General features: G+C 70.2%; 19 protein-coding genes. 9 read left to right on the top strand and 10 right to left on the bottom strand.

Annotated elements, in window-relative coordinates:
• Window positions 1–4 precede the first annotated feature (4 nt).
• From AB0M02_RS08750 to mca, 3 genes are all read right to left on the bottom strand, one after another.
• Complete coding sequence (locus AB0M02_RS08750; protein ID WP_364223677.1) at window positions 5–2,542, bottom strand: bifunctional diguanylate cyclase/phosphodiesterase; 2,538 nt, start codon at window positions 2,540–2,542, stop codon at window positions 5–7.
• 236 nt (window positions 2,543–2,778) lie between these two features.
• Entirely contained in the window at window positions 2,779–3,099 is a 321-nt protein-coding gene (locus AB0M02_RS08745; protein ID WP_364223675.1) for a hypothetical protein, read from the bottom strand.
• Between the two features lie 16 nt (window positions 3,100–3,115).
• Window positions 3,116–3,997, bottom strand: coding sequence for a mycothiol conjugate amidase Mca (gene mca, locus AB0M02_RS08740; RefSeq protein ID WP_364223673.1), 882 nt, complete (start codon window positions 3,995–3,997; stop codon window positions 3,116–3,118).
• A 53-nt stretch (window positions 3,998–4,050) separates the two neighbouring features.
• Here mca and AB0M02_RS08735 point away from each other — a divergent pair, with 53 nt between their 5' ends.
• Both AB0M02_RS08735 and greA read left to right on the top strand, forming a co-directional pair.
• Window positions 4,051–4,527, top strand: coding sequence for a DUF4307 domain-containing protein (locus AB0M02_RS08735; RefSeq protein ID WP_364223671.1), 477 nt, complete (start codon window positions 4,051–4,053; stop codon window positions 4,525–4,527).
• 151 nt (window positions 4,528–4,678) lie between these two features.
• Entirely contained in the window at window positions 4,679–5,173 is a 495-nt protein-coding gene (greA, locus tag AB0M02_RS08730) for a transcription elongation factor GreA (protein WP_364223669.1), read from the top strand.
• A gap of 61 nt (window positions 5,174–5,234) precedes the next feature.
• Here the strand turns inward: greA and ilvA are convergent, their stop codons facing one another.
• The 3 genes from ilvA to AB0M02_RS08715 are packed head-to-tail and all read right to left on the bottom strand — an operon-like array spanning window position 5,235 to window position 9,034.
• Window positions 5,235–6,479: a threonine ammonia-lyase gene (gene ilvA / locus AB0M02_RS08725; RefSeq protein ID WP_364223667.1), complete on the bottom strand. Its 1,245-nt coding sequence runs from the start codon at window positions 6,477–6,479 to the stop codon at window positions 5,235–5,237.
• A 22-nt stretch (window positions 6,480–6,501) separates the two neighbouring features.
• Window positions 6,502–7,860, bottom strand: a complete 1,359-nt coding sequence (locus tag AB0M02_RS08720; protein WP_364223665.1) for an amidase family protein — start codon at window positions 7,858–7,860, stop codon at window positions 6,502–6,504.
• A 22-nt stretch (window positions 7,861–7,882) separates the two neighbouring features.
• A complete protein-coding gene (locus AB0M02_RS08715; RefSeq protein ID WP_364223663.1) occupies window positions 7,883–9,034 on the bottom strand; it encodes a cystathionine gamma-synthase in 1,152 nt (383 codons plus the stop codon).
• A gap of 24 nt (window positions 9,035–9,058) precedes the next feature.
• Here AB0M02_RS08715 and AB0M02_RS08710 point away from each other — a divergent pair, with 24 nt between their 5' ends.
• Genes AB0M02_RS08710 through AB0M02_RS08695 form a run of 4 tightly spaced genes read left to right on the top strand, consistent with a single transcriptional unit; the run spans window position 9,059 to window position 11,198 of the window.
• Window positions 9,059–9,505, top strand: coding sequence for an HIT family protein (locus AB0M02_RS08710; protein WP_364223661.1), 447 nt, complete (start codon window positions 9,059–9,061; stop codon window positions 9,503–9,505).
• A gap of 2 nt (window positions 9,506–9,507) precedes the next feature.
• Complete coding sequence (msrA, locus tag AB0M02_RS08705) at window positions 9,508–10,170, top strand: peptide-methionine (S)-S-oxide reductase MsrA (protein WP_364223659.1); 663 nt, start codon at window positions 9,508–9,510, stop codon at window positions 10,168–10,170.
• A gap of 29 nt (window positions 10,171–10,199) precedes the next feature.
• Window positions 10,200–10,544 carry a hypothetical protein gene (locus AB0M02_RS08700; protein ID WP_364223657.1) on the top strand — a complete coding sequence of 115 codons (345 nt, stop codon included), beginning with the start codon at window positions 10,200–10,202 and terminating at the stop codon, window positions 10,542–10,544.
• Window positions 10,545–10,547: 3 nt separating this feature from the next.
• The gene (locus tag AB0M02_RS08695) at window positions 10,548–11,198 is read left to right on the top strand and encodes a nucleotidyl transferase AbiEii/AbiGii toxin family protein (RefSeq protein WP_364223655.1); all 651 of its coding nucleotides are present in this window, start codon (window positions 10,548–10,550) and stop codon (window positions 11,196–11,198) included.
• Window positions 11,199–11,239: 41 nt separating this feature from the next.
• On the opposite strand, the gene AB0M02_RS08690 is transcribed toward AB0M02_RS08695, so the two are convergent.
• From AB0M02_RS08690 to AB0M02_RS08680, 3 genes are all read right to left on the bottom strand, one after another.
• Window positions 11,240–11,755: a SigE family RNA polymerase sigma factor gene (locus AB0M02_RS08690; RefSeq protein ID WP_364223653.1), complete on the bottom strand. Its 516-nt coding sequence runs from the start codon at window positions 11,753–11,755 to the stop codon at window positions 11,240–11,242.
• Window positions 11,752–12,351, bottom strand: coding sequence for a permease-like cell division protein FtsX (locus AB0M02_RS08685; protein WP_364223651.1), 600 nt, complete (start codon window positions 12,349–12,351; stop codon window positions 11,752–11,754). Before AB0M02_RS08685 ends, AB0M02_RS08690 begins: the two co-directional genes overlap by 4 nt.
• 61 nt (window positions 12,352–12,412) lie before the next feature.
• Window positions 12,413–12,859, bottom strand: a complete 447-nt coding sequence (locus AB0M02_RS08680; RefSeq protein ID WP_364223649.1) for a VOC family protein — start codon at window positions 12,857–12,859, stop codon at window positions 12,413–12,415.
• A 150-nt stretch (window positions 12,860–13,009) separates the two neighbouring features.
• Between AB0M02_RS08680 and AB0M02_RS08675 the strand changes: the two genes are divergently transcribed.
• Window positions 13,010–13,324: a hypothetical protein gene (locus AB0M02_RS08675; protein WP_364223647.1), complete on the top strand. Its 315-nt coding sequence runs from the start codon at window positions 13,010–13,012 to the stop codon at window positions 13,322–13,324.
• On the opposite strand, the gene AB0M02_RS08670 is transcribed toward AB0M02_RS08675, so the two are convergent.
• Window positions 13,315–13,476: a hypothetical protein gene (locus tag AB0M02_RS08670; protein ID WP_364223645.1), complete on the bottom strand. Its 162-nt coding sequence runs from the start codon at window positions 13,474–13,476 to the stop codon at window positions 13,315–13,317. The genes AB0M02_RS08675 and AB0M02_RS08670 overlap by 10 nt on opposite strands.
• A gap of 93 nt (window positions 13,477–13,569) precedes the next feature.
• On the opposite strand from AB0M02_RS08670, the gene AB0M02_RS08665 reads away from it, so the two are divergent.
• A complete protein-coding gene (locus AB0M02_RS08665; RefSeq protein ID WP_364223643.1) occupies window positions 13,570–14,997 on the top strand; it encodes a CYTH and CHAD domain-containing protein in 1,428 nt (475 codons plus the stop codon).
• Window positions 14,994–15,953, top strand: coding sequence for a polyphosphate kinase 2 (gene ppk2 / locus AB0M02_RS08660; protein WP_364223641.1), 960 nt, complete (start codon window positions 14,994–14,996; stop codon window positions 15,951–15,953). Before AB0M02_RS08665 ends, ppk2 begins: the two co-directional genes overlap by 4 nt.
• Window positions 15,954–16,018: the final 65 nt, after the last annotated feature.

The following is a 16,018-nucleotide window of genomic DNA, read 5'->3' as shown; positions in this document are numbered from 1 at the left end:
CCTGTTACGAGGCGTCGTCCGCGCGCAGGGGTGTCACGTTGTCCGGTGCGGCGGCTGCCAGCTGCGACAACGCCTGCACGATCTTGTCGGCGGGCATCGGCTTGCAGAAGTGGTAGCCCTGCGCGGACGGGCAGCCGAGCGCGATCAGCGCCGCCCGCTGCTCGATGGTCTCGATGCCCTCGGCGACCACGCGCACGCCGAGGCGGGCGCCCAGTTCGACGGCGCCGCGCACGACCGCGCCGGCCGCCGCTGAGTCGATCATCTCGTCCACGAACGACCGGTCGATCTTGATCTCGTCGACCGGCATCCGGGTGACCGAGGCGAGTGAGGAGAAGCCGGTGCCGAAATCGTCGAGCGAGACCTGTACGCCGGACGACCGCAGACGCGCCAGCACCTCGTCCACGATGTCCTGCTCGCTCACCGCCACCGACTCGGTGATCTCCAGGACCAGGCGGGACGCGGGCGTACGGTGACGCCGCAGCGCCTCGGTGACCTGCGCCGGGAAGGTCGGGTCGGTGAGGCTGCGTGCGGACACGTTCACAGAGACCGGCACGTCGATGCCGTGCGCCGTCCAGTTGGCCGCGGCGGCCAGCGCCAGGTCCAGCACCCGGCGGGTGAACGGGATCAGCAGTTCGCTGCGCTCGACGGCCGGCAGGAAGTCGCCCGGCGAGAGCTGCCCGCGGCGCGGGTGCCGCCAGCGGACCAGCGCCTCGACACCGGTCGGCGCCGCGGTCACCAGGTCGACGGCGGGCTGCAGGTGCAGCACGATCTGGTCGTCGGCGGCGAACGCGTCCTGGAGCTCGGCCAGCAGCGCCAGCCGATCGGTGCTGCTCGCGTCCTGGCCGCTGTCGTAGGTCCCGACGGTGACCCCGAGCTCCTTGGCTCGTCCGACCGCCAGCGCCGCCCGGCGCAGCAGCTCGCTCACGTCGACCTGCCCGGCTCCGGCCACCGCCACGCCGACGGTCACCTCGATGGCGAGGCGCACGCCCGCCACCTCCATCGGCAGCCGCAGCAGCTCCACCAGTTCGCGGGCGCGGCGCAGGGTGGCCGGCAGCGGGGTGGACTCGCCGCGCGGCCAGCCCCCCGAGTCGGCCAGGGCCGCGATCGCCGGCAGCAGCAGCGCGAACTCGTCGTCGCCGGTCCGCGACACCATCTCGCCGGGCCGGGCCAGCTCGGTGAGCCGCTGCCCGACCAGGCGCAGCACCTCGTCGCCGCCGCGGTGCCCGAGCGTGCTGTTGACCTGCCGGAAGTCGACCAGGTCGAGCAGCAGCACGGCCACGTGCTGGCCGCGGTCGAGCGAGCGCAGCAGCGGGTCGCCGACCGCGCCGAACGCGGTCCGGTTGATCAGCCCGGTGAGCGGGTCGTGCACGCGCTCGTGTGCGGCGCGGGCGTCCAGTTCGGCGATCCGCTGGTGCGCGGCGACGTCGTGCAGGGCACCGGCGAGCGCCTCGCCGTACGCCGTGAACGCCGCCTCGTCCTGCGACCACCGTGCGGAGGACTGCGACCACCGCACGGTGGACCACGAGGACACCGGAGCCACCGGCAGGCTGGGCTCGCCGAGCCAGACGGTCAGCTCACCGACGGGGCGCCCGGCGACCGCCATGGTCCGGGTGATCGCCGGGCCGGACGGGTCGGTGTCGGCGAGACCGGGATCGTCCTGGGCGTACCGGCGGTTGCCGTGCTCGGTGTGCACCTCCAGTTCGGCGCGGCGAGCACCGAACACGTCGAGGATGCCGCGCAGGCCGGCCCGGGCCACCTCGGCCTCGCTGGTTCCGGGCAGGCGGGCGGTGGCGGTGGCGAACGCCTGCCACATCCGGCGCTCCTCGGCGGCGCGCAGGTGGAAGCGGTAGGTGCGGTGCAGCAGCCACAGGGCCGGGCCGAACGCCAGCAGCCACAGCGGCTCGCGGGAGAGCGCGTACACCGCGGCGAGGCCGACCAGCACGTTGCCGATCGACATCGGCAGCTTGGCGTAGAACACCCGGGTGGCGATCTGCCCCGGGTCGGCGCCGCTGTGCAGGGACAGCGTGAGCACCACCAGCCCGAACGTGATGACCAGGTAGGTGAGGGCGCCGGCCACCAGGGCGAACGGCAGCCGGGCGCCGGATATCGGCGCGCCGCCGGCGAGCAGCGAGGTGACCAGGGCGGCGCCGGCCACGCCGAGGGTCATCGAGGCGACCAGGTGGATCACCTCGCCCGGGTTGCGCAGCCCGGTGAGCCACGCGAGCAGCAACCACGCCATGCCGGTGCCGGCCAGGGTGGCGGCGGGCAGCCAGCCGGCCGGGGCGACGACGAAGCCGACCACGACGGCGGCCTCGGCCCAGCTGACCGAGACGGCATCCGGCCCGAGGCGGAAGCGGAGACCGGCGAGCTGCGCGATGGCGGCGAGCACGGCGGCCACACAGACACCGTCGAGCGGGCCGAGCGGGCGGTCGGGTGGCAGCGAGACCGGAAGGAGCGCGCCGAGCACGACGGCGGCGAGCGCCGCGACGACCACGGCGACGGTCAGAATCCGGACCGGCTCGGCACGTAGACGGGGCGTCACGACGACACCCACAGGGAGTGCACAGGAAGATGCACGTGCAGATGCTCCGCGGAGACCCGGCGCCGGACTATGTGCATGTCGGCGCCCCCTTCCGCGCAGGGTCCGAGGGCCGTGTGGCCCCCGGGCGGAAGGCTAAATCAATCCCGATGAACGCAACAGGGCTTGACGGACCACAGGCGGGGATGCTGGGCGCCGGGGAGGTGAAAGCGCCCACACGGCACGGGCGCTCCGCGGGCTCAGTCGCGGGCCGCGCCGGCGTCGCGGCCGGGGTCCTTGGCGGCCTCCACCTCGGCCTCCGCAGACGGCGCGGCCTGCACCGATCGATCCGCTTCGACCCCGTCGGCACTCGCGTCCGCGGTGTCGGCGATCTTTACCACAGGATCCTGCTCAGCGGAACTCGGGAAACTGTCGGGAAGCCGACGAATTCTCTTGTTCATGTTGCGGATCAGCAAGACAGTCGCTATGCACATCAGGACGATGAGGAACAACCCCATCGGGCCGGCCAGGCCGCCCGATCGGGTGTCGCCGAAGTTGTTGACCGCAATACTGACGTCCACACCCTGAGCGTACTGCTCAGTGGGCCTCGACCTTCTCGCGGATACCGGCGAAGAGGTCGGACTCCGGCACCGGGCTGTCGACCAGCGACCGGGCCAGTTCGAAGTCCTCGGTGGGCCACACCTTCTGCTGCAGCTCCAGGGGGATGTGGAACCAGAAGCCGTCCGGGTCCACCTGGGTCGCGTGAGCCCGCAGCGCGTCGTCGCGGATCGCGAAGAACTCACCGCACTCGATCCGGGTGGTGATCTTGTCGCCCCGGTCGTGCCGGTCCGACCACTTCTCCAGCCACTCCGTGTACGGCGACTCCAGCCCCGCCGCCAGCATGCCCTCGTGCAGCGCGAGCATCCGGGCGCGAGTCCAGCCGGAGTTGTAATACAGCTTGAGGGGCTGCCACGGCTCACCCAGCTCGGGGTAGCGCTCCGGGTCGCCGGCCGCCTCGAACGCCGCCACCGACACCTTGTGGCACATGATGTGGTCGGGGTGCGGGTAGCCGCCGTTCTCGTCATAGGTCGTCATGACGTGCGGGCGGAACTCGCGGATCAGCTTGATCAGCGGCTTGGCCGCCTCCTGCGGGTCCTGCAGGCCGAAACAGCCCTCCGGCAGCGGCGGCAGCGGGTCGCCCTCGGGCAGCCCGGAGTCGACGAAGCCCAGCCACGCCTGGTCGACGCCGAGGATCTCGCGCGCCCTCGCCATCTCGGCCCGGCGGATGTTGGTGATGTCCGCGAGCACCTCGGGCCGGTCCATCTTGGGGTTGAGGACGCTGCCGCGTTCCCCACCGGTACACGTAGCGACCAGCACCTGGACGCCCTCGGCGACATATTTCGCCATGGTGGCGGCGCCCTTGCTCGACTCGTCGTCGGGGTGGGCGTGCACGGTCATCAGGCGCAACTGCTCAGCCACGTAGAACTCCCTTGACCCGGCCGGTCGACGTCCCGCCGGGCTCGGCTGCGAAGATGGACCCTGCCATTCTGGCCGATCCCACCGACAACAAACGCACGAGAGGCCGTCAGGTGAGCGAGACGCACGCCACAGCTCCCGTCTTCCCCCCGGGGCGGTACGGCCGCCGCCGCGAGGGACGGCGCAACCGCTGGGTGCCGATCGTCGCCGTGCTGGCGACCGCCGCCGCGCTGCTCGGGGTCACCATCGCCTTTTATGACAAGTTCGGGCAGACCGACTACACGGCTGACATCATCGGCTGGAACGACCCGACCGACGCCGAACTGGTGATCAAGTTCCGGGTCCGGGTGCCCGAGGGCGGCACGGCCTCCTGCATGCTGCGTGCGCGCGACTACGACGGCTTCGAGGTCGGCCGGCGGGCGGTGCTCGTGCCCGCGCCCGAGGGCGGCGGCTCGGTCGAGGTGAGCGAGTCGGTCGCCACCAAGGCACGTGCCTCGGTGGGGGACATCATGGGCTGCCGCGCCGCGGGCTGATCTGTTCAAGATCCGGCAACATCGATCAATTAGTCGCTGTGCCTACCGCTGGTAAGCTTGGTGATTCGCTGCGTTCAGCATGTCGCGATTCTCGCGGCATGCTTCAGCCCTGGCTAGTACAGCCCTGCCTCGTTCAGCAAGGAGACCGACCGTGTCCAGTTCCCAGGCGCCGAAGACCTGGCTCTCCCAGGACGCTTACGACCGGCTGCAGGCCGAGCTCGACGAGATGATCGCGAACCGGCCGGCGATAGCGGCGGAGATCAACGCACGGCGCGAGGAGGGCGACCTCCGGGAGAACGGTGGATATCACGCGGCGCGCGAGGAGCAGAGCCGCCAGGAGGGCCGGATCCTCTACTTGAAGGAGTTCCTGCGCAACTCCGAGGTCGGCGAGGTCCAGGCGGCCGACTCGGTCGCGCCCGGCTCGGTCGTCACGATCTACTTCGACGACGACCAGGCCGACACCGAGACCTTCCTGCTCGGCTCCCGCGAGATCTCCTCGACGACGGACCTGACGGTCTACAGCCCGGAGTCGGCACTCGGCAAGGCGATCCTCGGCGCCCGCCCCGGCCAGACCGTGACCTACACGGCCCCCAGCGGCGCCGACATCAAGGTCACGGTGGTGAAATTCGGCCCCTTCGAGGGCTGACCCCCAGCTTGGCGGAGGGCTCGCGGTGGTTGCCGCGAGCTCTTCTTTTTACCGTACGTGACTACGGCGTCGCTTCCGCCAGTAGGGACACCCGGTAACCCGCGTCCCGCAGCGCGCTGATCAGTGCCGACGAGTGCTCCGGTCCCCGGGTCTCCACGGAGAGCGCCACCTCCACCTCGCCGAAGCTGAGGCGGGGGCTCTGCCGTGAGTGGTTGACGTCGACGACGTTGGCCCGGTGTTCGGCGATCTCGCGGAGCAGGCGGGCCAGCTGGCCGGGACGGTCCGTGCAGCGCACCGCGAGGCGCAGGAAGCGGCCGGCCGACGCGAGGCCGTGCTCGATCACGCGCAGCAGGAGCATCGGGTCGATGTTGCCGCCGGACAGGATCGCCACGACCGGGCCCTGGTCCGGCGTGTACGCCCCGGTCAGCAACGCCGCGACCGCCGCCGCCCCGGCCGGCTCGACCACCATCTTGTGGCGCTCCAGCATCACCAGCAGCGCCGCCGACAGGTCCTCGTCGGTGACCGTGACGATCTCGTCGACCAGCTTCGCGACGTGCGCGAACGTCAGGTCGCCCGGCCGCATCACCGCGATGCCGTCGGCGATCGTCACGCACGACTCCAGCTTGCGGGGCGCGCCCGCGGAGAGCGAGGGCGGATAGGCCGCCGCGCCGCTCGCCTGCACCCCGACGATCCGGATGTCCGGCCGCACCGCCTTGGCCGCCACCGCGAGGCCGGAGATCAGCCCGCCGCCGCCGACCGCGGTCACGATCGTCGCCGCCTCCGGGCACTGCTCCAGGATCTCCAGGGCGACCGTGCCCTGCCCGGCGATCACGTCCGGGTGGTCGAACGGGTGGATCAGCACCGCACCGGTCCGTTCGGCGAACTCGTGTGCCGCCTCCAGCGCGTCGTCGACGCTGGAACCGGCGTACTCGACCGCGGCGCCGTACCCCTTGGTCGCGGTGACCTTGGGCAGCGGAGCACCCTCCGGCATGAAGACCGTGGCACGCGTGCCGAGCAGACCGGCCGCGAGCGCCACACCCTGCGCGTGGTTTCCGGCGCTGGCGGCGACCACGCCGCGGGAGCGCTCACCGTCCGAGAGACGCGAGATCCGGGTGTACGCGCCACGCACCTTGTAGGAACCGGCCCGCTGCTGGTTCTCGCACTTGAGCCACACCGGCACGCCGGCGATCTCGCTGAGCGGGCGTGAGGTGATCAGCGGTGTCCTGATGGCCACCCCGGTCAGCAATTCCCGGGCGGCCTCGACGTCGGCGAGGGTGAGCAGGTCCAGCGGTGTCCCGGAGGTCATGGACACCTATCGTGCCACCCGCTCAGACCAGGGCGTGCCGCTGCCAGGGGTTCGCCACCTCGAACTGGCCGGCCACCGAGAGCAGCAGGAGTTCGGAGCCGGGCGGCCCGACGAACTGGACGGCCAGCGGCAGCCCGTCCGGCCGGAAGCCGATCGGCACCACGATCGCCGGCAGGCCCGCGTAGTTCCACGGTGCCGCGTACGGCGCGTAGGCGGCGTTGGCCCACATGTTCGTGCGCCAGCGCTGCCCCGAGTACTGCAGGGCGGGCGGCGGGGCGCTGGCCAGCGCGGGGGTCAGCAGCAGGTCGATCGACCGGTCGGCGAAGAACTGGACGGACCGCTCCCGCCAGGCGTCCCGCTGCTTCTGCCGGACCAGCCCGGCCCGCATGGCGGCCTTGCCGAGGCGGATGTGGTGGCGGGTCCGCGGCTGCAGGTCCCGCACGTTCAGGCCCTCGGAGTTCACGTACGCGCCGGCGAACCAGGTCGCCAGCACCCCGAGGGCGACGCCGGTCGGATAGGTGGGATCGGCGGTGACCGTGTCGTGCCCGGCGTCGACGAGCAGCTTCGACGCGGTGGCGACGGCCGAGACGTTCGGCTCGTCCGGCTTGACCCCGGCGGCCGGCGACCGCAGCGAGACGCCGATCCGCAGCTTCGACGGCTCGACGAGCTTCACCGGCGCCTGACCGGCCAGCACCGCGAAGCCCAGCGCCGCGTCCGCCACCGTGGTGGTGAGCACGCCGTTCTCCACCAGGCCGAACCAGTCCTTGTCGCCGAAGTCGACCGGCACCACACCGCGGCCCGGCTTCAGGCCGACCAGGCCGCAGCAGGCCGCCGGGATCCGGATCGAGCCGAGACCGTCGTTGCCCTGCGCCATCGGCACCAGCCCGGCGGCCACCGCGGCGGCCGAGCCACCCGACGAACCGCCCGGCGTCCGGTCCAGGTCCCACGGGTTGCGGGTCGCGCCGTTCTCGTCGTCGGTCAGCGCCCAGAGGCCCATCTCCGGCATCTTCGTGACGCCCACGACCACCGCGCCGGCGCCGCGCAGCCGCCGGACCACCTCGTGGTCCTCCTCGGCGACCTCGGCGGTGCGGGCCGCGGCCGAGCCGTGCCAGGTCGGCAGGCCGGCCACCGCGGTGTTCTCCTTGACCGCCACCGGCACACCGGCCAGCGGCAGATTGGCCAGATCCTCCTGGTCGTCGACCTTCTCGGCCTCGGCGATCGCCTCACCGCCGCGGATCACGCGGAACGCGCCGAGCGCCGGGTCGGAGATCGAGATCTGTTCCAGATGGTCGGCCACGACCTGGGTGGCGCTGGCGTCGCCGCGTCTCACCGCCCGGGAGATCTGCTTGGCGGTGGCTCCCACCCAGGTCGTCGCGTCCATGCCCCTGATCTCCGGTGTCAGTTCAGCCGAGCGCCTGCTCGAGGTCGGTGAGCAGATCGTCAATGGTTTCGATGCCGACAGACAGTCGCACGAGATCGGCGGGAACTTCAAGCGCTGAGCCCGCAGCTGACAGATGTGTCATCTGTCCCGGGTGCTCGATCAGCGATTCGACTCCGCCCAGCGACTCGGCGAGCACGAAGAGCTTCGTGCGGTTGCAGATCGCCATCGCCTGTTCCGGGCCGCCGGCCGCGCGGAACGAGACCATGCCGCCGAACCGGCTCATCTGCTTGGCGGCCGTCTCGTGACCCGGGTGGTCGTCCAGGCCCGGGTAGAGGATCTGCCCGACGGCCGGGTGTTCCCGCAGGTAACCGACGATCCGCTCGGCGTTGTCACAGTGCCGGTCCATGCGTACGCCCAAGGTCTTGATCCCCCGCAGGGTGAGCCACGCGTCGAACGGCCCGTTCACCCCGCCCATCGCGTTCTGGTGGAACGCCAGCTCGTCGCCCAGCCCGGCGTCCGCTGTGATCAGCGCGCCGCCCACCACATCGGAGTGCCCGCCGAGGTACTTCGTGGTCGAGTGGATCACCACGTCGGCGCCGAGCGCGATCGGCTGCTGCAGGTACGGCGAGGCGAACGTGTTGTCCACGGCGAGCATCGCGTCGTACTCGTGGGCCAGCCCGCCCAGTGCCGCGATGTCGGCGATGTTGAGCAGCGGGTTGGTCGGTGTCTCGGCCCAGATCATCCGCGTGTGCCCGGGACGGAACGCCGCGCGCACCGCGTCCAGGTCGTCCAGCGGGACGGCGGTCCAGTCCAGGCCCCAGCGCTCGGCCACCTTCGAGAACAGGCGGAACGTGCCGCCGTACGCGTCGTTCGGGATGACCACGTGATCGCCGGGCCGGCACACCGTACGCAAAAGGGTGTCCTCTGCCGCGAGACCGCTGGCGAAAGCCAGCCCCCGCCGCCCGCCCTCGATGGCCGCGAGGCACTCCTGCAACGCGTCCCGGGTCGGATTCTGCGACCGGCTGTACTCGTAACCCAGGCGGGGGGCGCCGACGGCGTCCTGGGCGTAGGTGCTCGTCTGATAGATGGGTGGCACCACCGCGCCGGTCCGCGGGTCCGGCTCCTGGCCGGCGTGGATGGCGAGGGTGTCGAACCCGTAGCTGTTAGCCGTCATGTTGCGCAAGGCTAGTCTCACCTGGTGGCCGACTGCGTGTTCTGTGGCATCGTGGCGGGGACAGTCCCGGCGTTCGTCGTGGCGTCGTCACCGTCGGGTGTCGCCTTCCTGGACACCCGCCCGGTCTTCAAGGGTCACGTCCTGGTGGTCCCCCGCACGCACGTCATCACGCTGCCCGACCTCCCTCTTTCAGATTTGCCCGAATATTTCGGATTTGTCAGGCGGATCGCCGCAGCCGTCCCGCCCGCTCTCAGCGCGCAGGGCACCTTCGTCGCGATGAACAACATCGTCTCCCAGTCGGTGCCCCACCTGCACACCCACGTCGTCCCCCGCACCAAGGGCGACGGCCTGCGCGGCTTCTTCTGGCCGCGCCGCAAATACACCGGTGACGACGAGGCCGCGGAGACCGCCGAACTCATTGGTAAGGAATACCGCCGCCTCAGCGTTGCAGAGACCGGACGAAGGGAGTGACCGTGTTCCTGCGGTACAAGAAGCTCGACCTGCCCACCGCCGAGACCGCCCTGCCGGGCCGGGACACCGAGATCCCGGTCGCCGAGACGCACACCGTCCTCGGCACCCCGCTGAAGGGCCCCTGGCCCGCCGGCCTCGAGGTAACCGTCTTCGGGATGGGCTGTTTCTGGGGCGCGGAGCGCATCTTCTGGCAGCTCCCCGGCGTGTACTCCACGTCCGTCGGATACGCCGGCGGCTTCACCGCCAACCCGACGTACGAGGAGACCTGCTCGGGCACGACCGGCCACACCGAGGCGGTCCAGGTCGTGTACGACCCCGCGAAGATCTCCTACGAGGATCTGCTGAAGGCCTTCTGGGAGAACCACGACCCGACCCAGGGCATGCGCCAGGGCAACGACGTGGGCACCCAGTACCGGTCCGCGATCTACACCACCACGGACGCGCAGGCCTCGGTCGCGCAGGCGTCGCTGGAGGCCTTCCAGCCGGTGGTGTCGGCGGCCGGCCACGGCCAGATCACCACCGAGATCAAGCCGCTGACGCGGTACTACTACGCCGAGGACTACCACCAGCAGTACCTATCCGACGCGAAGAACCCGTACGGCTACTGCAACCACGGCCCGAACGGCATGACCTGCCCGATCGGTGTCGCCAGGACCGCCGACTAGGCAGTAACGTCGCCGACGAAGGGGGCACGATGACTGCGGATTCACGGCCACCCGTGCGTGGCTACGCGAAGCCTGTCGTCGTGCCCGACCGGCTTGATCTGCTGACCGGCCCCACAACCGGCCTGGTTCATCTGCCCACGCACCTGAAGTGGTCCGGCAATGCCCGATACGACCTCGATCAGCCGGGACGGATCGTCGACCTGTATCGCACTGTCCTCAACGAAGCGGCAACGATGGATGATCTATGCCGCTACCTGGACCGCGACACGCTGGTTGCCTTGTGGCCCAGCATGTGGCTGCCCGGCGGTCTGCGCCAACGTTGGGAGCAACGCTTCCCGGAGCTCACGGCCGATTCCCACGGCTCGGTCGCCTGACACATGGACCCGCACCACAACCGAATCACCGAGATCGCGCTGGAAGCCGCCGCCGGCTACGGCTTCGCCCTGGCCGGCGGCTACGCGGTAAGCGCCCACGGCATGGGCCATCGACTGAGCGGTGACGTCGACCTCTTCACCGATTGGCAGAGCCGCGGGGATTTCGGCCGGGCCGTCGAGGCGATCATCGCCGCGATGGAAGCACATCGATACACCGTTACCGTGGTGACCAGGGCCGACACGTTCGCCCGGCTGCTCCTTGATGACCAGAGCCGGCCGGGGGCAGAGCCGGAGAAGCTCGAGCTGTCAGCCGACTGGCGAGCCCATGCCCCAGTCCTTCTCAACATCGGCCCAGTGCTTCACCCGGACGACGCCGTGGCCAACAAAATGTGCGCCCTGTTCGGTCGAGCCGAGGCGCGCGACTTCCTCGACGTGGACGCCGCGATTCAGAGCGGCCGATACACCCGCGAGAAGCTTCTCGAACTCGCCGAAGCGGCGGATGGCGGGTTCGACCGAGCCAGGTTCGCTGAAGCCATCGGCTCATTACGCCGGATCACAGATGCCGATTTCGACTTCTACGGTGTCACGCTCGAAGAACTCACTGCGGTGCGCGCCCGGTTCGAGGATTGGCGCACCGATTTACAAAACGCCTGACCCGCGTGGCCACCGCCCTGTCGGGGCGGTGGCCACGCCTCTCACTGCCGGGCGAAGTCCTCGCCCAGTAGGTCTCTCAGGCGGGCCAGTGCCCGCATGCTCTGCATCTTCACCACCGAGACGGAGACGTCCAGGATCTCGGCGACCCGTTCGACGCTGTGGTCCTCCCAGTGGCGCAGCACCACGATGGCCTGGTCGCGTACCGGGAGGGTGGACAGCGCGCGCATCAGCGTGACGTGCAGTTCCGCGGTTGGCACGGCCGGGTGGCCGGGGCGGTCCGGCAGGTCGGCGGAGACCACCTCGCTGCTGCTGCGTCGCTTGCGCTGATCGAAGACGGCGTTCATCAGCACCCGGCGGGAGTACGCCTCCAGGTCAGCGGTGCGCCAGATCCGGCTCCAGGACGCGTACATGCGGGCCAGCGTCAGCTGGGTGAGGTCCTGCGCCAGATGCCAGTCACGGCACATCAGGTACGCGGTACGGCGCAGCCGGGGTGTCGCGGCGACGACGAACGCGGTGAACTCCTCGTCGCGGGCGGCCTCCGCTGCGCGCCGCCTCACGGGCAGTCTCCACCGAAGATCTCTTCGACGCCGGGGCGGCCGGCGTACGTCGCGGCGAACTCCGCGTACTGCGACGACCGGATCAGCTTCAGGCGGAACGACTCGGGCATCGACGCCACGTCGACGGACTGAAGGAAGTCGGGGCTGTCGCGCCACAGAACCTTGAACCGCTCGTACGCCTCCTCCCGGGTCTCGTGAATCAGCCCCCGGACGGCCGGATCGGCGCCCAGAGCTTCCTGGAGCGCGTCGCGCTGCTGCTCGGTGGCCTCGTGCCGCACCGAGATGAAGACGTCGGTGGCGGCGTCCGGCGCCGGCCACGTGCACTGCGGCTCCGCTTTCGCGATCATCGCCAGGGCGGCCGGAACCTGCGTCGGCTGACCGGCCCACTCGGGCGGTGGCGCGTCGGCGGGCAACGAGACGAAGTTGAGTGCTGCCAGAACGGCGACGACGGCCGCCGCGGACCCACCGACCAGAAGCTGACGACGGCGGCGGATACCCCGGCCCTGAGCCATCACCTGCCGCGCGACTTCCCCGTCAAGGAACGCCGGCTCGTCGTCGAGCGCTCGGTCGAACAGGTGCTTCAGATGTTCCGGCACGGCTCACTCCTGGTGTCGTCGACTTCCTCCCCCTACATGACAGGTTGGGGGCGGCAATCGGTCACATGGACTTGAGCTGCTCGGCCAGCCCCACGACGATGCCCTCGGGTCCGCGGACATAACAGAGCCGGTACACGTCTTCGAACCGCACGACCTCGCCGACCAGTTCAGCGCCGCGTTTCAGCAGCCGGCCGACCACCTCGTCGATGTCGTCGACGGCGAACATGACGCGGCGGATGCCGAGCGTGTTCGCCGGGGCGTCGTGCGGAGCGCCCGCGACCGCCGCCGGCTGGTGGAACCGCGCCAGTTCGATGCGGCCGGGCCCGCCCGGGATGCTCAGCATCGCGACGTCCTGGCGTACGTCGCCGATCCCGATGACCTGTTCCACCCAGCGGCCCTCGACCGGGCCCTTCCCCTCGAGCTCCATGCCGAGTTCGACGAAGAACGCGATGACCGCGTCCAGGTCCTCGACGACGATGAGTACGTTGTCCATCCGCTGGATTGCCATGCCGGATCTCCCTGGTGTGATGTCACGTCTCCCAGGGAACGTAGCCGCCGGCCCGTTCTCGACATCGCCGGTGGACGATCACGTCAAGAGCCGTCACACCGACGATCGAAAAAAGTCGACATATCCGGAAACGCGCCACACACTCGAATCATGTCACGCGGCTTCCTCAACGACGGCGAACGTGCTGCCTGGGACCTGGCCGAGCACCTGCATCACCAGGCCCGCGCCATGATGCGCGAGGCCGAGGCGGCCATGGAGACCTGGCGCACCGGCAAGGAGATGAACCGGCAGCGCTGCGCCCGCCGTGGCATCGGTCCCACCGACGCGGACATCCGCTGGTCGGCGTCGGACACCGCGAAGAACGCGATCACCAACACGAACTTTCACATGGGCCTGGCGACCATGTACTTCAACGGCGCCAACACCAGTTACGCCCGTGCCCTGTACTTACGCACTCACGCCTGATCGTCGGTCTCCACCGTCGGCGCGGCGGGCGGGCGGGGTGTCTCGGCCTGCGCGGGCGACGCCGGAACGGCGAGAGCGAGGCCGAGGACGGCGCCGGCGCCGATCAGGCGCAGACCGGCGAGAGAGACGGGACGGCGTTCGGGCTTCTCCATGCAAGCACTCCTAACGGGGCCGGGGCACCACAATGCCAGCGCAACCTGAGACATCCCTGTGTTCCGGCGGCCGGAACGGGCACCATTGACAGGGTGGAGATCGCCACCGAGACCGAGCGCAAGTACGACGTCCCTCACAACTTCGAACTTCCCGACCTGGTCGGTGCGGCCGGCATCGCCAGCGTCGACGGCGCCGAGATCCATGATCTCGACGCCACCTACTTCGACACCGATGACCTGCGGTTGATGAAAAACCGGCGGACGCTTCGGCGGCGCACCGGCGGGAACGACGCGGGCTGGCACCTGAAGACGCCTGGTGACGGCGCCGGGCGCACCGAGCACCGGGTCTCCGGTGAGCCGGACTCGGTGCCGGAGGAGCTCAGGGAACTGGTGCGCGTGATCGTGCGGCACCGGGCGCTCGAGCCGGTCGCGCGGCTGTGCACGCACCGGGTGGAGACGCCGCTGCGTGACGAGCGGGGCCGCACGCTCGCGCTGGTCGCGCAGGACCAGGTGCGTGCCGAGGCCGACGGCGAGGAGATCGCCTGGCAGGAGGTCGAGGTCGAGCTCGTCGACGGCGGCACCGAGGTTCTGGACGCGGTCGAGGAGGCGTTGCTGGCAGCCGGTGCCAGCCCGGCCGCCGGTCCGTCGAAGGTGGCGCGGGCGCTGGCCGGGCGACTCGCCGCCGGCGAGGGGAAAAAGAGCAAGGGCAAGGTCAACCCCGTTTTCCGGTACGCGAGGGAGCAGCGCGACGCCATTCTCGGTTACGACCCGGCCGCCCGCCGTGGCGAGGAGGAGGCCGTGCACAAGATGCGGGTCGCCACTCGCCGCCTGCGCAGCACGCTGAAGACGTACCGGAAGTGGTTCCCGGAGACCGGGATCGGCGACGAGTTGCGCTGGCTGGCGCAGATGCTGGGCGCCGTCCGCGACCCGCAGGTGCTGGAGGAGAAGCTGCTCGCCGGGCTGACCGGCGCCGGGCCCGAGTTCCAGCCGGCCGCGCAGCGGATCCGCGCCAGCCTGGAGCACCGGATCGCGCAGGGCCGCGAGGAGCTGGTCGAGGCGCTCGACTCGGACCGCTACCTGGAGCTGCTGGACCGCATCGACGAGCTGGTCGACGGCACCCCGCTGCGCGACACCGACCCGGCGGCGCGCGCCCGCAAGGTGCTGCAGCGGGCCGACGACGAGCTGGACACGGCGATGGAGCACGGCGTGGACGAGGAGATCCACGACTCGCGCAAGCGGTTCAAGCAGGCCCGCTATGCGATCGAGCTGGTCGAGCCGGACGCCGGCAAACCCGCCAAGAACCTGGTGAAGGCGCTGACCGCGCTGCAGGACGGCCTGGGCGCGCACCAGGACTCCACGGTGGCCCGCCAGGTGCTCCGCGAGCTGGGTTCGGATTCATTTCACTTCGGCGTGCTATACGGACGGCAGGAACAAGTGGGTAAGGAAACGCTTGCTGCTGTGCCCGCGCTGGTGCGGGCCTCCCGGCGCAAGAAGGTGCGGCGATGGCTGGTGAAGACATGAGTACGGACATTGACCTGGATTTCGTCCCCGAGGACGCGGCGACTCCGCCGTACGCGGGGCCGATCGCCGAGCTGACCGGTTATCGCGTGGTGGACGACGAGGACGACGACCCGAGGCTGCTGAAGGCGGACGGCAGCCCGGTCGACACGTGGCGGGAGGACTACCCGTACGACGAACGGCTCCCCCGGCAGGTCTACGACCACGACAAGCGGCTGCTGCAGATCGAGCTGCTGAAGCTGCAGAACTGGTGCAAGGAGACCGGTGAGCGGCTGCTCGTCCTCTTCGAGGGCCGGGACGCGGCCGGCAAGGGCGGCACGATCAAGCGGTTCATGGAGCATCTCAACCCTCGCGGCGCCCGGGTGGTGGCCCTGGAGAAGCCGAACGAGAAGGAGAGCACCCAGTGGTACTACCAGCGCTACATCAAGCACCTGCCGGCCGCCGGTGAAATCGTGCTCTTCGACCGCTCCTGGTACAACCGGGCCGGTGTGGAGCGGGTGATGGGCTTCTGCAGCCGCGCGGAGTACCTGGAGTTCATGCGCCAGACCCCGGAGCTGGAACGGATGCTGGTCCGCTCCGGGATCCACCTGGTGAAGTTCTGGTTCTCGGTGACCCAGGGCGAGCAGCGGACCCGGTTCGCGATCCGCCAGGTCGATCCGGTACGCCAGTGGAAGCTCTCCCCCATGGACCTGGAGTCCCTGGACAAGTGGGACGACTACACCGAGGCCAAGGAGGCGATGTTCTTCTACACCGACACCGCCGACGCGCCGTGGACCGTGGTGAAGAGCAACGACAAGAAGCGGGCCCGCCTGGCCGCGATGCGGCACGTGCTGCACCGCTTCGACTACACCGGCAAGGACGCGGAGATCGTCGACGTGCCGGACCCGCAGGTGGTCGGCCCGGCCTCCCTGGTGGTGGAGAGCACCGAGATGACCCCCCGAGTATTCCCCCGTCTTTAGTGATTCTAATTCGTTGGCACCGCGCTCCCGGAGTCGTTAACGTGGCCGTACACGTGAAGGGAGGT

The sequence above is a fragment of the Actinoplanes sp. NPDC051861 genome (genome assembly GCF_040681145.1).
Lineage (GTDB): Bacteria > Actinomycetota > Actinomycetes > Mycobacteriales > Micromonosporaceae > Actinoplanes.
The sequence above is the reverse complement of the archived record's forward strand: the minus strand, read 5'-3'. Positions and strand labels throughout refer to the sequence as shown.